This window comes from Piscicoccus intestinalis NBRC 104926, assembly GCF_001515525.1.
Taxonomy (GTDB): Bacteria; Actinomycetota; Actinomycetes; order Actinomycetales; family Dermatophilaceae; genus Kineosphaera; species Kineosphaera intestinalis.
Genome location: NZ_BCNQ01000029.1, coordinates 1 through 13,786, shown reverse-complemented (window position 1 = coordinate 13,786; position 13,786 = coordinate 1). Strand labels below are relative to the sequence as shown.

The window sequence follows — 13,786 nt, the reverse complement described above, 5'->3', positions numbered from 1 at the left end:
ATGAGCCAGCAGGAGAGCGAGAGCGTGGCAACCCAGCAGACCGAGCGCAAGTTCCGCAAGACGGCGCGCGGCTACGTCGTGTCGGACAAGATGGACAAGACGGTCGTCGTCGAGGTGGAGGACCGCGTCAAGCACGCGCTGTATGGCAAGGTCATGCGCCGCACGAGCCGGCTGAAGGCCCACGACGAGAACAACGAGTGCGGCGTCGGCGACCGCGTGCTCCTCATGGAGACGCGCCCGCTGTCGGCCGGCAAGCGTTGGCGGATCGTGCAGATCCTCGAGAAGGCCAAGTAAGGCCTTCCCCCGGTCGCGGCGGCCGCCCAGGCGGCGCCGCGAACCACCCCCAGACCTAGTAATTACGAGCCCCCGGGTGGGGTTCGCCAGTTCCGCAAGGCTCGCCGCCTCGGCGCGAGAACCGGCGTGACGACAGGAGTAACTAGTGATTCAGCAGGAGTCGCGACTGCGCGTCGCCGACAACACCGGTGCCAAGGAGATCCTGTGCATCCGGGTTCTCGGCGGCTCCGGTCGCCGCTACGCCGGCATCGGTGACGTCATCGTCGCCACTGTCAAGGACGCCATCCCCGGCGGCAACGTCAAGAAGGGCGATGTCGTCAAGGCCGTCATCGTGCGCACGAAGAAGGAGCGTCGCCGCGGCGACGGTTCGTACATCAAGTTCGACGAGAACGCCGCCGTCATCCTTCGTAACGACGGCGACCCCCGGGGCACCCGCATCTTCGGCCCCGTGGGGCGTGAGCTGCGCGAGAAGCGCTTCATGAAGATCATCTCGCTGGCGCCGGAGGTGCTGTAAGCCATGGCCAAGATGAGGATCAAGAAGGGTGACCTGGTGCAGGTCATCACCGGTCGCAAGCAGGACAAGGGCGGCGACCGCGGCAAGCAGGGCAAGGTCATCGACGTGTTCCCCGAGACGCAGCGGGTGCTCGTCGAGGGCATCAACCGGGTGACCAAGCACACCCGCGCCGGCCAGACGGGCAACCGTACCGGCGGGATCGTGGTCGTCGAGGCCCCGATCCACGTCAGCAACGTGGCCCTGGTCGACCCCGAGACGAAGAAGCCGACCCGGGTGCGCATGCGCACCGAGCAGGTCGAGCGAGGCGGACGCACGAAGACCCAGCGCATCCGGGTCGCCGTGCGTTCCGGGAAGGACATCTGATGAGCACGACCACGCCGGAGACGGTGGAGCAGAACCAGGTGCCGACCCCGCGGCTGAAGACGAAGTACGCCGAGCAGATCAAGCCGGCGCTCCTGAAGGAGTTCGGCTACGGCAACGTCATGCAGGTGCCGGGCGTCGTCAAGGTCGTCGTCAACATGGGTGTGGGCGAGGCCGCCCGCGACTCCAAGCGCATCGAGGGCGCGATCCGCGACCTCACGCTCATCACCGGCCAGAAGCCCGTGGTGACTCGCGCCCGCAAGTCGATCGCGCAGTTCAAGCTGCGCGAGGGCATGCCGATCGGCGCGCACACGACGCTGCGCGGCGACCGCATGTGGGAGTTCCTCGACCGGCTCGTGTCCGTGGCGCTGCCGCGGATCCGTGACTTCCGGGGCCTGTCGCCGAAGCAGTTCGACGGACGCGGCAACTACACGTTCGGTCTCAACGAGCAGTCGATGTTCTACGAGATCGACCCCGACCGCATCGACTTTGTGCGCGGTATGGACATCACGGTCGTCACGACGGCCACCAACGACGACGAGGGCCGGGCGCTGCTGCGCCAGCTCGGATTCCCGTTCAAGGAGAACTGATCGTGGCCAAGACCGCACTGATCAACAAGGCCAACCGCAAGCCGAAGTTCAAGGTTCGCGCCTACACCCGCTGTCAGCGCTGCGGCCGGCCGCACTCGGTCTACCGCAAGTTCGGCCTGTGCCGCGTGTGCCTTCGCGAGATGGCGCACCGCGGCGAGTTGCCCGGCGTCACCAAGAGCAGCTGGTAACAGCCGCCCAACGAACACCTCGACCCACTGTTTTGACACACCGTAGGTCGCCCGTGCACCGCGAAGCCGGTGCGGGTGAAACCCCGGTGAGGAAGGGCGGAGAGCCCACATGACGATGACAGACCCGATCGCGGACATGTTGACCCGCGTGCGCAACGCCAACTCCGCGCACCACGACGTGGTCTCCATGCCGTTTTCGAAGTTGAAGTCCAACATCGCCGACATCCTGACCAGCGAGGGCTACATCTCGGGATGGCGCGTGGAGGACGCGGAGGTCGGCAAGACGCTGACCATCGACCTGAAGTACGGCCCGAACCGGGAGCGTTCGATCTCCGGTGTGCGCCGCGTGTCCAAGCCCGGACTGCGCGTGTACGCCAAGTCGACGAACCTGCCCAAGGTCCTCGGCGGCCTGGGCGTGGCGATCATCTCCACGTCCTCCGGGCTGCTCACCGACAAGCAGGCCGCAGAGAAGGGCGTAGGTGGGGAAGTCCTCGCCTACGTCTGGTAACCCGAGAAACACGGCAGAAGGAGGAGAGCTGACATGTCCCGTATCGGACGACTCCCCGTCACCGTGCCTTCGGGCGTCGACGTGACGATCGACGGTCAGGACGTCAAGGTCAAGGGCCCCAAGGGCGAGCTGGCGTTGACCGTCACCGAGCCGATCTCGGTGGCCCGCGGCGACGAGGGCGCCATCGAGGTCAGCCGGCCGAACGACGAGCGCGAGTCGCGCTCGCTGCACGGCCTGACCCGTTCGCTCATCGCCAACATGGTCGAGGGCGTCACCAAGGGCTTCGAGAAGAAGCTCGAGATCTACGGCACCGGTTACCGCGTGCAGAACCGCGGCGGCAGCCTCGAGTTCGCGCTCGGCTACAGCCACCCGATCACCGTGGAGCCCCCGGCGGGCATCACGTTCACGGTCGAGGGCCCGACCCGGTTCGCCGTCCAGGGCATCGACAAGCAGCTCGTCGGCGAGGTCGCCGCGAACATCCGTAAGCTGCGCCGGCCCGACCCCTACAAGGGCAAGGGCGTGCGCTACGCCGGCGAGCAGATCCGCCGCAAGGTCGGAAAGGCTGGTAAGTAACCGATGGCACTCACTATCAAGCGCGGCAAGTCCAAGAGCGCGGCCCGCACGCGGCGCCACGTCCGCCTGCGCAAGAAGGTCGCCGGCACCAGCGTCCGTCCGCGTCTGGTGGTCTCCCGCAGCAGCCGGCACATCTTCGTGCAGGTCGTCGACGACACCCTCGGCAAGACCGTGGCGTCCGCCTCCACGATGGAGGCCGACCTGCGCTCCTTGCAGGGTGACAAGACCGCCAAGGCCCGCAAGGTGGGCGAACTGGTGGCGGCCCGGGCCAAGGACGCCGGCGTCGAGGCGGTCGTCTTCGACCGCGGCGGCAGCAAGTACCACGGACGCATCGCCGCGATCGCGGACGGTGCGCGCGAGGGGGGCCTGAGCCTGTGACTCGCAGCAACGCCGACAACTTCGGAAAGAGGAACCACTGATGGCTGGACCCCAGCGTCGAGGCACCGGTGCCGCCGAGGGCGGCGGCAACGACCGCGGCGGGCGCGACCGTCGCGACCGCGACAACCGCCGCGGCGGTGCCCAGGACGAGCGCAACCAGTATCTGGAGCGCGTCGTGACGATCAACCGCGTCTCCAAGGTCGTCCAGGGTGGGCGGCGCTTCAGCTTCACCGCCCTGGTCGTCGTCGGCGACGGTGACGGCACCGTCGGCGTCGGCTACGGCAAGGCCAAGGAGGTGCCCGCCGCGATCGCCAAGGGCGTCGAGGCGGCCAAGAAGGCCTTCTTCAAGGTGCCGCGGATCCAGGGCACCATCCCGCACCCCGTCCAGGGTGAGGCCGCGGCAGGCGTCGTCCTGCTGCGTCCCGCGTCGCCCGGTACCGGTGTCATCGCCGGTGGCCCGGTGCGCGCCGTCCTGGAGTGCGCGGGCATCCACGACGTGTTGTCCAAGTCGCTGGGCTCGGACAACGCGATCAACATCGTTCACGCGACCGTGCAGGCCCTGCGGGACCTGGAGCGTCCGGAGGCCGTCGCGGCCCGCCGCGGCAAGCCGCTGGAGGACGTGGCCCCCGCCGCGATGCTGCGCGCTCGCGCCGCAGGAGCTGGTGCGTGATGGCACGACTGAAGGTGACCCAGACCCGCAGCAAGATCGGGGGCAAGCACATGCATCGCGAGACGCTGCGCACCCTCGGCCTGAAGCGCATCGGCGACATCGTCGTCAAGGAGGACAGCCCGCAGGTCCGCGGGATGGTCCGCACGGTGGCCCACCTGGTCACCGTCGAGGAGGTTGACTGACCATGGCCGACAACGCCAACGAGACGGGCACCGTCGAGGGCAAGCCCCTGAAGGTGCACCACCTGCGTCCGGCCCCCGGCTCCAAGACCGCCAAGACCCGCGTGGGTCGCGGTGAGGGCAGCAAGGGCAAGACCGCCGGGCGCGGAACCAAGGGCACCAAGGCGCGTTACCAGGTGCCGGACCGGTTCGAGGGCGGGCAGATGCCGCTGCACATGCGGCTGCCCAAGCTGCGCGGCTTCACGAACCCGTTCCGCACCGAGTACCAGGTCGTCAACCTCGACCGCCTCGCCGCGCTGTACCCGCAGGGTGGTGACGTGAGCGCTGCCGACCTGGCCGACAAGGGCGCGGTCCGCAAGGGCCAGCTCGTCAAGGTGCTCGGTGACGGCGAGATCTCCGTGGCGGTCAACGTGACCGCGCACAAGTTCTCGGCGAGCGCCAAGGAGAAGATCGAGGCCGCCGGCGGCACCGTCACGGTGCTCTGAGCACGGCCCCACGTTCTCGTTCACAGCTCGTTGACCTGCACATTTGTGCGTTTCGACGCGCTGGAGTGACACCCCGGGCACCGGAGGAACCGGTGCCCGGGGTGTTATCGTTCTCCAGGGGCATTGAGAGTGAATCCATCGCTCTACCGCTGGACGGCCGGTCGCGCAGCACGGGCGCCGGTCCGCGAAATCACGTCGTCGGCCCTGCTCACCGGTGGTGCGGCGAGCATCAGGAGGATCTGTGCTGACCGCATTCGGACGGGCATTCAAAACGCCCGAGCTGCGCAAGAAGCTGCTGTTCACGATTTTCATCATGACGCTCTTCCGACTCGGCTCCCACATTCCGACCCCCGGCGTCAGCTACGTCGAGGTTCAGCAGTGCCGGCCCGCCTCCGGGCAGGCCAATCAGCTGCTCGGATTGGCGAACCTGTTCAGCGGGGGAGCGTTGCTGCAGCTGTCGATCTTTGCGCTCGGCATTATGCCGTACATCACGGCCAGCATCATCGTGCAATTGCTGACCGTCGTCATTCCCAGGTTCGAGACCCTCAAGCAGGAGGGGCAGACCGGGCAGGCGAAACTCACGCAATACACCCGCTATCTGACGATCGGTCTGGCGGTGTTGCAGTCGTCGACATTCGTGACGTTCGCCCGTAACCCCGCCGCCCTGTTCCCGGGCGGAAACTGCGAACGCATCCTCGTCGACGACGGCTTCGTCACGGTCGCGATCATGGTGCTGACGATGACCGCCGGCACCGGCCTCATCATGTGGATGGGTGAGCTGATCACCGCTCGCGGCGTCGGAAACGGCATGTCGCTGTTGATCTTCACGTCGATCGCGTCCGGTTTCCCGAGCTCGCTGTGGGCCATCAAGCAGCGGGACGGCCGGTGGGACACGTTCATCCTCGTCATCCTGCTGGGCCTGGCCATCATCGCGGTCGTGGTCTTCGTCGAGCAGTGTCAGCGGCGCATTCCCGTGCAGTACGCCAAGCGGATGGTCGGGCGCCGCATGTATGGCGGAACCACCACGTACATCCCGTTGAAGGTCAACCAGGCCAACGTCATCCCGATCATCTTCGCGGCCTCGCTGCTGGCCATTCCCGGGTTGATCGTGCAGTTCTACCAGGGCAACCAGAATCCCCCCTCCTGGGTGTTGTGGATCCAATCCCATCTCATCCGCGGCGACAGCCCCTGGTACATGGCGATCTATGTCGCGCTGATCCTGTTCTTCACGTTCTTCTACGTCTCGATCTCCTTCAACCCCCAGGAGGTCTCGGACAACATGAAGAAGTACGGCGGCTTCATTCCCGGGGTGCGGGCCGGGCGGCCCACCGCGCAGTACCTGTCATACGTGCTCAACCGGGTGACGGTGGTGGGGGCCATCTATCTGGCGATCGTCTCGCTCATCCCGCTCGTCGCGCTGGTGCTCGTCGGGGCCAACCAGAACTTCCCCTTCGGCGGAACGTCGCTGCTCATCATTGTGGGTGTGGGTCTGGAGACGGTAAAACAGATCGAGTCCCAGCTGAAACAGCACCACTACGAAGGGTTCCTCCGCTGATGCGCCTCCTCATCCTCGGCCCTCCCGGAGCGGGTAAGGGCACGCAGGCCGCTCGGATCGCCGAGCACCTGGGTGTTCCCGCCATCTCGACCGGCGACATCTTCCGCGCCAACATCAAGGGCGGTACCGAGCTCGGCAAGAAGGTGCAGGGCATCCTCGCCGCCGGGCAGTACGTGCCCGACGAGGTGACCAACGAGATCGTCGCCGACCGCCTCACCCAGGAGGACGCGACAAAGGGGTTCCTGCTCGACGGCTACCCGCGCACACTGGCTCAGGTGGCGGCGCTGGACGAGATGCTGTCGGGCTCCGGGCACGCCCTCGACGCGGTGCTCGAGCTCGACGTGCCGACCGAGGAGGTCGTCCAGCGGCTGCTCAAGCGGGCCTCGATCGAGGGGCGCGCCGACGACACCGAAGAGGTGATCCGCGAGCGCATGGCGGTGTACACGACGGAGACGTCGCCGCTGTCGCAGACGTACGACGAGCGCGGGCTGCTGCGCAAGGTCGACGGCACCGGCGACGTCGACGAGGTGTTTACCCGCCTCCAGCAGGCGCTGCCGGCGGCGACCGCTTGATGTTCGGCCGCCGCGAGCGGCTCGAGACGAAGGCCCCGCACGAGCTGCGCACGATGCGCCGTGCGGGGCTCGTCGTCGCCCGGGCCCTGGAGGCGGTGTCGACCGCCGCGCAGCCCGGGGTGACGACCCTGCACCTCGACGAGGTCGCCCGCGAGACGATCCTCGCCGCCGGCGCGCGCCCCTCGTTCCCGGAGGTGCCGGGCTATCGGCACACCCTGTGCGTGAGCGTCAACGAGGCCGTCGTGCACGGCATCCCGGGCGGCGCGGTGTTGCGCGCGGGTGATCTCGTCAGCGTCGACTGCGGCGCGATCGTCGACGGGTGGCACGGCGACGCCGCGGTGACGTTGCACGTCGGGGGAGAGGCGGCCGCGGACCCCAGCGACGTCGGCCTGAGCCGGGCCACCCGCGACGCGCTCTGGGACGGCATCGCGGCCTTCCGCGTCGGCGGCTACGTCGGCGACATCGGCACGGCGGTCGAGCGCAGCCTGCGGCGCTCCGGCCTGGCCGCGCCCGGCGGGCCGACCGACTACGGCATCGTCACCGAGTACGAGGGCCACGGCATCGGCCGCGCCATGCACATGGAGCCGGGCGTGCCCAACGTCGGCGGCACCGGCCGCGGGCCGCGGGTGCGCAGCGGCGCGGTCGTTGCCATCGAACCGATGGTCACCCTCGGCAGCCCGCATACCCACGAGCTCGCCGACGAGTGGACGGTCGTCACCGACGACGGCATGCGGGCCGCGCACTGGGAGCACAGCGTCGCCGTCACCGACTCCGGAACGTGCGTGCTCACCGCCTTCGACGGGGGAGCCGCGCAGCTCGCCGCGCGCAACGTCCGCCACCTCGACCTCGACTAGCCTCCCCCTTCCGTGAGAACTGCGTGTCAGTGGTCGGAACTGCAGCACGGACTGCAGTCCTCACCACTGACACGCAGTTTTCACGGGCGTTGGGGCGGGCGTTCGGACCTGAGGCGAGCGACGATTTCGCCTCAGCTGGGCGAGCGACTAGACTGGTGAGTCGGCTCCCGAAGACTCATACTGCCGCGCGCCTGGGGCTCGCGGCAGCAGTGTTGTCCGGGGGCGGTCAGCCGGGCTCAGGCCCGGGTCATCCCCTGTCACGCGGCCGCTCGCGGTCGGTGACGCTGCATGGGTTGTGGAGGATATGGCTAAGAAGGACGGTGTCATCGAGGTCGAGGGCACGATCGTCGAGGCTCTCCCGAACGCGACGTTCCGGGTCGAGCTGAGCAACGGTCACAAGGTTCTCGCTCACATTTCGGGCAAGATGCGTCAGCACTACATCCGGATCCTTCCCGAGGACCGGGTCGTCGTGGAGCTCAGCCCGTACGACCTCTCCCGCGGCCGCATCGTCTTCCGCTACCGCTGACGTACTGACCACCGGCGCCGACACCCGTCGGCGTCTCCGCGTCTTCATGTCGCCCCAGCGCGGTCATGAAGCTGATCCGAAGACGGCAGGCAGATGAAGGTTCAGCCGAGCGTCAAGAAGATCTGCGACAAGTGCAAGGTGATCCGCCGCAACGGCCGGGTCATGGTGATCTGCGAGAACCTGCGCCACAAGCAGCGCCAGGGCTGAGCGAACACCAGGCACGACTCGTCGAGCTTCGATCGACGCACAGCATTACCGCACTACAGCAGCAACCCGGCCCCGGGCACCAGCCCGGACGTCACCCTCGGCACGGAGGCCGAGGACCGGACGGTGACACAGCGCCCACGGCGCCCACACCGGCTCCCGGAACGGTGCTGCTCCAGACCTCCGCATAGTCACAGGAGACCAACACAAGATGGCACGTCTTGTCGGAGTCGACCTTCCGCGCGAGAAGCGCGTGGAGATCGCACTCACCTACATCTACGGCGTGGGCCGCACCCGCGCCAAGGAGGCCGTCACGGCCACCGGCATCGCGGACTCGACCCGCGTGCGCGACCTCACCGAGCAGCAGCTCGTCGAGCTGCGCGACTACCTCGACGCGAACTTCAAGCTCGAGGGTGACCTGCGCCGCGAGGTGGCCGCCGACATCCGCCGCAAGGTCGAGATCGGCAGCTACCAGGGTCTGCGCCACCGCCGCGGTCTGCCCGTGCGCGGCCAGCGCACCAAGACCAACGCGCGCACCCGCAAGGGCCCCAAGCGCACCGTCGCCGGCAAGAAGAAGGCCGGCAAGTAAGTCCCGGTGCCGCGTCACAGCGGCTCGCGCACGCTCCGGCTGCCCACGCAGCCGACGCCGGTCGCCCCCAGCGGCGGCCAACGACACAGCTTCGTAGATGTAGGAAGAAGGGTTCATGCCTCCCAAGAGCCGTCAGGCTTCGGGCGCCAAGAAGGTGCGCCGCAAGGAGAAGAAGAACGTCGCCCACGGGCACGCTCACATCAAGAGCACGTTCAACAACACGATCGTCTCGATCACCGACCCCACCGGGGCCGTGATCTCGTGGGCCAGCGCCGGCCAGGTCGGCTTCAAGGGCTCGCGCAAGTCCACCCCGTTCGCCGCGCAGATGGCCGCCGAGGCCGCCGCCCGCCGCGCCATGGAGCACGGCATGCGCAAGGTCGACGTGTTCGTCAAGGGTCCCGGCTCCGGCCGGGAGACCGCGATCCGTTCGCTGACCGCCACCGGCCTGGAGGTCGGCGCGATCAGCGACGTCACGCCCACGCCGCACAACGGTGTCCGCCCGCCCAAGCGCCGCCGCGTCTGATCGCGCTGAGACGAAACGGGAGAGATAGAAAGCAATGGCTCGTTACACCGGCCCCATCACCAAGAAGTCGCGGCGCCTGAAGACCGACCTCGTCGGCGGCGACAAGAACTTCGAGAACCGCCCCTTCCCGCCCGGACAGCACGGCCGCGGCCGCATCCAGGAGAAGGAGTACCTGCACCAGCTGCAGGAGAAGCAGAAGGCCCGCTTCACCTACGGCGTCATGGAGAAGCAGTTCCGCGGCTACTACGAGGAGGCGGTGCGCCGCTCCGGCAAGACCGGTGAGGTGCTCCTGCAGATCCTCGAGTCGCGCCTCGACAACGTCGTCTACCGCGCCGGCCTGGCCCGCACCCGCCGCGCCGCCCGCCAGCTGGTGTCCCACGGGCACTTCCTGGTCAACGGCAAGCGCGTCGACGTGCCGAGCTACCGCGTCAGCCAGTACGACATCATCGACATCCGCCCCAAGTCGCGCGAGGCGTTCCCGTTCGAGCTGGCCCGCCAGACGTACGGCGACCGCCCGGTGCCGGCGTGGATGAAGGTCGTGCCCGGCACGCTGCAGATCCTCATCCACCAGCTTCCGGTGCGTGAGCAGATCGACACGGTGCTCACCGAGCAGCTGATCGTGGAGCTCTACTCCAAGAACTGATACATGGGAGGCGGGGTGGTGCGCCGCCCCGCCTCCTTGCACCGCCGTCGGGGCGGCCCCGGAGCACACCGGGGCCGCGTCGGCGGCAAGCGTCCGTCGGGGACAGAGCCGCGGACGCCGGCCGGTGGAAGACCGGCGCTCATGCGGGCTTCATATAGCGGTTGCCCGTAGGAAGGAATCACCGTGCTCATCGCACAGCGTCCCGTCCTCTCCGAGGACGTGCTCTCCGGCTCGCGCTCCCGGTTCGTCATCGAGCCGCTCGAGCCGGGCTTCGGCTACACGCTCGGCAACTCCCTGCGCCGCACGCTCCTGTCGAGCATCCCCGGCGCGGCCGTGACCAGCATCCGCATCGACGGCGTGCTGCACGAGTTCTCGACGATCTCCGGGGTCAAGGAAGACGTCACCGAGCTCATCCTCAACATCAAGGGCCTGGTCGTCTCCTCCGAGCACGACGAGCCGGTCGTCATGTACCTGCGCAAGCAGGGTCCGGGCGTCGTCACCGCCGCCGACATCGCGCCGCCGGCCGGTGTCGAGGTGCACAACCCCGACCTGCACATCGCGACCTTGAACGACAAGGGCAAGATCGAGATGGAGCTGACCGTCGAGCGCGGTCGCGGCTACGTCTCGGCGCAGCAGAACAAGTCGGCCGACGCCGAGATCGGCCGCATCCCGGTCGACTCGATCTACTCGCCGGTGCTGGCCGTCACCTACAAGGTCGAGGCCACCCGCGTCGAGACCCGCACCGACTTCGACAAGCTCGTCGTCGACGTGGAGACCAAGAACGCGATCGCCCCGCGCGACGCGCTGGCCTCCGCCGGCAAGACGCTCGTCGAGCTGTTCGGGCTGGCCCGCGAGCTCAACGTCGAGGCCGAGGGCATCGACATGGGCCCGTCGCCGACCGACGCGGCGCTCGCGGCCGACCTGGCGCTGCCGATCGAGGAGCTCGACCTCACCGTGCGCTCCTACAACTGCCTCAAGCGCGAGGGCATCCACACCGTGGGTGAGCTCGTCGGGCGCAGCGAGGCCGACCTGCTCGACATCCGCAACTTCGGCGCCAAGTCGATCGACGAGGTCAAGGCCAAGCTCGTCGGCATGGGCCTGCAGCTGAAGGACAGCCCGCCCGGGTTCGACCCGAGCGCGATGGCCGAGCGCTACGACGATGACGACGACTCGGCCTTCGCCGAGGACGAGCAGTACTGACCGATCCGGCCGACTGAACCGCCCGCGCCGACGACCTGGCGCGACGCCGGATCGGTCCGACTTCTAGGAGAAACCAATGCCCACCCCCACCAAGGGACCTCGACTCGGCGGTGGCCCGGCGCACCAGCGGCTCATCCTCGCCAACCTGGCCACGTCGCTGTTCGAGCACGACCGCATCACGACGACGGAGGCCAAGGCCAAGCGCCTGCGCCCCTACGCCGAGCGGCTCATCACCTTCGCCAAGCGCGGCGACCTGCACGCCCGTCGCCGGGTCATGACGATGATCCGCGACAAGAGCGTCGTGCACCGGCTGTTCACCGAGATCGCTCCCGACGTCGCGGAGCGTCCCGGCGGCTACACCCGCATCACGAAGATCGCCCCGCGCAAGGGTGACAACGCGCCGATGGCCGTCATCGAGCTCGTCCGCGAGCCCTACTCGGCCAAGCAGGCCACCGTCAAGGAGGCGCAGGCCGCCACCAAGCGCGCCGCCGCCACCCCGGCTCCGGCCACTGGGGCCACTGCGGCCACGGCGGCCACGGCGGCCACGGCGAGCGACACGCCGGAGCCCGAGACCGACGAGACGACCGGCGGCGCCACGCAGGCCGAGGCGCCGACCAGCGACGTCGAGGAGACCTCGGCTCCGGCCGACTCCGATGTGGACGCCCAGGCCGAGACGACCGGCGAGGGCGCCTCGCAGGCCGACGACCCCACGAGCGACGTCGACGAGACGGGCTCCGCGGGCGGAAAGTCCGACGCCTGACGCATCGCCGTAGTCGCCAGAATGCCGCCGGATCCCGATGGGACCCGGCGGCATTCGGCTTTGCGGTGCGCGTTCGCGGCCGATGGGCACAGTAGCCTGGTGACGTGTCCACCGGGGGGTCCGGGCACACCTCCCCCGACACGACCACCGCCGCGGCGCGACGGTGAACCTAAGGAGCTCACGTGCGGCCTTTGGGAATTCGTAAGGTTGCGGGCATCACCGCAGCCGCCGTTGCCCTGTCCACCCTCGGCGGGTTCGCCGAGCTGACCGGGGAAACCGGCAGGGCCGAGGCAGCCGCCGCCCAGGCTGTTGCCGCCCCAGCGGTCGGCCCCTCTCTCGCTGCGCATGCCGCCCCGTCGGTCGTCGTGGCCCCCGCCGATTGGGCGGCCCGTGACGGCCGCGAGACCCGGGACGCGCCGCAGGCGATCTCGGCCAGCCGACTGGCCGCGCGGATCGCCGCGACGCTGGGGCCGCGGTCCTCGACCGTCTCCGTCGTCGTGCACGACCGCCGGACCGGTCAGGTCGTCACCCACAACCCCTCGCTACGCAACAGCACCGGCAGCATCGTCAAGGTGATGATTCTCGTCGCGCTCATCCACGAGCGCCGCTCGGCCGGACGCGCCCTGTCCAGCGACGACTGGCGCCGAGCGCGCGCGATGATCACCGTCAGCGACAACGACCCCGCGTCGACGCTGCTGGCGCGGGCCGGCGGGCGACGGTCCCTGGACCGGCTCGCCGGCCGGCTCAGCATGCGGCACACGAGCAGCGCCCCGTCGTGGGGCCGCACGAGCACCTCGGCCGCCGACCAGGTCAAGCTCATGGACGCGATCCTCGACGGTCGGGCCGTGCCGAATGCCGCCGACCGCCGCCGCGTGCTCGACCTCATGAGCAATGTCGTGCCCGAGCAGGCCTGGGGTGTGGGGGCGGTGCCGGCCGCCGCCACCGTGCAGCTGAAGAACGGGTGGGTCTCGCTGAGCCCGTACGGCTGGCGGATCAACAGCATCGGTCACGTCGCCGGGCAGGGCCGCAACTACACCATCGCCATGCTGTCGTACCGCAGCTCGTGGCCCGGTGGCACGGCCGTGCTCGGTCGGGTCTCCCGCGTCGTCTACGACGGCATCGACGACCTGTCGCCGACCGCCCGCACCCAGGTGGAGTCCGACGCCGACGCCTCCGTGCCGACCTCCTCGCCCGACGCCCTCACCGAGCCGCTGCGCCGCGCGGCGCCGGCGAACCCGCCGGCCTCCGAGACCTCCGAGACATCTGAGACATCTGAGACATCGCAGTCCTCGCAGACCTCGGAGACCTCCCGACCGGCGGGGGAGGGCACGGGCTCCGCGCGCGGCGCCATCTCCGGCTCGCTGCGGCTGCCGGGCAGCGCCCCCGAGTGGTTCGGCGCACCCGGCGCGCCGTTCCGCCCGTACCCGGTCTGGTAGCGGTGCGACTGCGGATCGACTTCGCCTACGACGGCACGGAGTTCAGCGGATGGGCGGCGCAGCCGGGGCGGCGCACCGTCGAGGGTGAGCTGACGGCCGGGCTCGCGCGCGTGCTGCGCGCCGACCCGGCTCCGCGACTGACGGTGGCCGGCCGCACCGACGCCGGGGTGCACGCGCGCGGTGCC

At 69.1% G+C, this 13,786-nt stretch carries 22 protein-coding genes and 1 pseudogene; all 23 read left to right on the top strand.

The window, feature by feature from the left end; genetic code table 11:
- The gene (rpsQ, locus tag PINTE_RS06975; RefSeq protein ID WP_068427840.1) at window positions 1–294 is read left to right on the top strand and encodes a 30S ribosomal protein S17; all 294 of its coding nucleotides are present in this window, start codon (window positions 1–3) and stop codon (window positions 292–294) included.
- A gap of 145 nt (window positions 295–439) precedes the next feature.
- A complete protein-coding gene (gene rplN / locus PINTE_RS06970; protein WP_068427838.1) occupies window positions 440–808 on the top strand; it encodes a 50S ribosomal protein L14 in 369 nt (122 codons plus the stop codon).
- A gap of 3 nt (window positions 809–811) precedes the next feature.
- A complete protein-coding gene (rplX, locus tag PINTE_RS06965) occupies window positions 812–1,171 on the top strand; it encodes a 50S ribosomal protein L24 (RefSeq protein ID WP_068427836.1) in 360 nt (119 codons plus the stop codon).
- Window positions 1,171–1,758 carry a 50S ribosomal protein L5 gene (gene rplE / locus PINTE_RS06960; RefSeq protein WP_068427834.1) on the top strand — a complete coding sequence of 196 codons (588 nt, stop codon included), beginning with the start codon at window positions 1,171–1,173 and terminating at the stop codon, window positions 1,756–1,758. The genes rplX and rplE overlap by 1 nt, the downstream gene beginning before the upstream one ends.
- Window positions 1,759–1,760: 2 nt before the next feature.
- Window positions 1,761–1,946 (top strand): type Z 30S ribosomal protein S14, encoded by a 186-nt coding sequence (locus tag PINTE_RS06955; RefSeq protein ID WP_040160195.1) that lies wholly within the window; start codon window positions 1,761–1,763, stop codon window positions 1,944–1,946.
- Between the two features lie 109 nt (window positions 1,947–2,055).
- Complete coding sequence (rpsH, locus tag PINTE_RS06950) at window positions 2,056–2,454, top strand: 30S ribosomal protein S8 (protein ID WP_068427832.1); 399 nt, start codon at window positions 2,056–2,058, stop codon at window positions 2,452–2,454.
- Window positions 2,455–2,487: 33 nt separating this feature from the next.
- Window positions 2,488–3,027 carry a 50S ribosomal protein L6 gene (rplF, locus tag PINTE_RS06945; RefSeq protein ID WP_068427829.1) on the top strand — a complete coding sequence of 180 codons (540 nt, stop codon included), beginning with the start codon at window positions 2,488–2,490 and terminating at the stop codon, window positions 3,025–3,027.
- A 3-nt stretch (window positions 3,028–3,030) separates the two neighbouring features.
- Complete coding sequence (gene rplR / locus PINTE_RS06940; protein WP_068427828.1) at window positions 3,031–3,405, top strand: 50S ribosomal protein L18; 375 nt, start codon at window positions 3,031–3,033, stop codon at window positions 3,403–3,405.
- Between the two features lie 40 nt (window positions 3,406–3,445).
- Window positions 3,446–4,075 carry a 30S ribosomal protein S5 gene (rpsE, locus tag PINTE_RS06935; RefSeq protein ID WP_068427827.1) on the top strand — a complete coding sequence of 210 codons (630 nt, stop codon included), beginning with the start codon at window positions 3,446–3,448 and terminating at the stop codon, window positions 4,073–4,075.
- The gene (gene rpmD / locus PINTE_RS06930) at window positions 4,075–4,257 is read left to right on the top strand and encodes a 50S ribosomal protein L30 (RefSeq protein ID WP_068427825.1); all 183 of its coding nucleotides are present in this window, start codon (window positions 4,075–4,077) and stop codon (window positions 4,255–4,257) included. Before rpsE ends, rpmD begins: the two co-directional genes overlap by 1 nt.
- Before the next feature lie 2 nt (window positions 4,258–4,259).
- Window positions 4,260–4,739: a 50S ribosomal protein L15 gene (gene rplO, locus PINTE_RS06925; protein ID WP_068427823.1), complete on the top strand. Its 480-nt coding sequence runs from the start codon at window positions 4,260–4,262 to the stop codon at window positions 4,737–4,739.
- A gap of 241 nt (window positions 4,740–4,980) precedes the next feature.
- Complete coding sequence (gene secY / locus PINTE_RS06920) at window positions 4,981–6,294, top strand: preprotein translocase subunit SecY (RefSeq protein WP_068427821.1); 1,314 nt, start codon at window positions 4,981–4,983, stop codon at window positions 6,292–6,294.
- A complete protein-coding gene (locus PINTE_RS06915) occupies window positions 6,294–6,866 on the top strand; it encodes an adenylate kinase (protein WP_068427819.1) in 573 nt (190 codons plus the stop codon). Before secY ends, PINTE_RS06915 begins: the two co-directional genes overlap by 1 nt.
- On the top strand, window positions 6,866–7,720 hold the full coding sequence (map, locus tag PINTE_RS06910) for a type I methionyl aminopeptidase (RefSeq protein ID WP_068427818.1): 855 nt from the start codon (window positions 6,866–6,868) through the stop codon (window positions 7,718–7,720). Before PINTE_RS06915 ends, map begins: the two co-directional genes overlap by 1 nt.
- A 304-nt stretch (window positions 7,721–8,024) precedes the next feature.
- The gene (infA, locus tag PINTE_RS06905) at window positions 8,025–8,246 is read left to right on the top strand and encodes a translation initiation factor IF-1 (protein ID WP_068427815.1); all 222 of its coding nucleotides are present in this window, start codon (window positions 8,025–8,027) and stop codon (window positions 8,244–8,246) included.
- Between the two features lie 93 nt (window positions 8,247–8,339).
- Complete coding sequence (gene rpmJ / locus PINTE_RS06900; RefSeq protein ID WP_006592630.1) at window positions 8,340–8,453, top strand: 50S ribosomal protein L36; 114 nt, start codon at window positions 8,340–8,342, stop codon at window positions 8,451–8,453.
- Window positions 8,454–8,661: 208 nt separating this feature from the next.
- Window positions 8,662–9,039, top strand: a complete 378-nt coding sequence (gene rpsM / locus PINTE_RS06895; RefSeq protein ID WP_068427814.1) for a 30S ribosomal protein S13 — start codon at window positions 8,662–8,664, stop codon at window positions 9,037–9,039.
- 115 nt (window positions 9,040–9,154) lie between these two features.
- Complete coding sequence (gene rpsK / locus PINTE_RS06890; RefSeq protein WP_068427813.1) at window positions 9,155–9,562, top strand: 30S ribosomal protein S11; 408 nt, start codon at window positions 9,155–9,157, stop codon at window positions 9,560–9,562.
- A gap of 34 nt (window positions 9,563–9,596) precedes the next feature.
- Entirely contained in the window at window positions 9,597–10,205 is a 609-nt protein-coding gene (rpsD, locus tag PINTE_RS06885; RefSeq protein ID WP_068427811.1) for a 30S ribosomal protein S4, read from the top strand.
- 183 nt (window positions 10,206–10,388) lie between these two features.
- Window positions 10,389–11,405: a DNA-directed RNA polymerase subunit alpha gene (locus PINTE_RS06880; protein WP_068427809.1), complete on the top strand. Its 1,017-nt coding sequence runs from the start codon at window positions 10,389–10,391 to the stop codon at window positions 11,403–11,405.
- 76 nt (window positions 11,406–11,481) lie between these two features.
- Window positions 11,482–12,165 (top strand): 50S ribosomal protein L17, encoded by a 684-nt coding sequence (gene rplQ, locus PINTE_RS24190; protein ID WP_068427808.1) that lies wholly within the window; start codon window positions 11,482–11,484, stop codon window positions 12,163–12,165.
- A 365-nt stretch (window positions 12,166–12,530) separates the two neighbouring features.
- Window positions 12,531–13,601, top strand: coding sequence for a serine hydrolase (locus PINTE_RS06870; RefSeq protein ID WP_068427806.1), 1,071 nt, complete (start codon window positions 12,531–12,533; stop codon window positions 13,599–13,601).
- 2 nt (window positions 13,602–13,603) lie between these two features.
- Window positions 13,604–13,786, top strand: a pseudogene (locus PINTE_RS06865) (tRNA pseudouridine(38-40) synthase TruA); the annotation flags it as partial.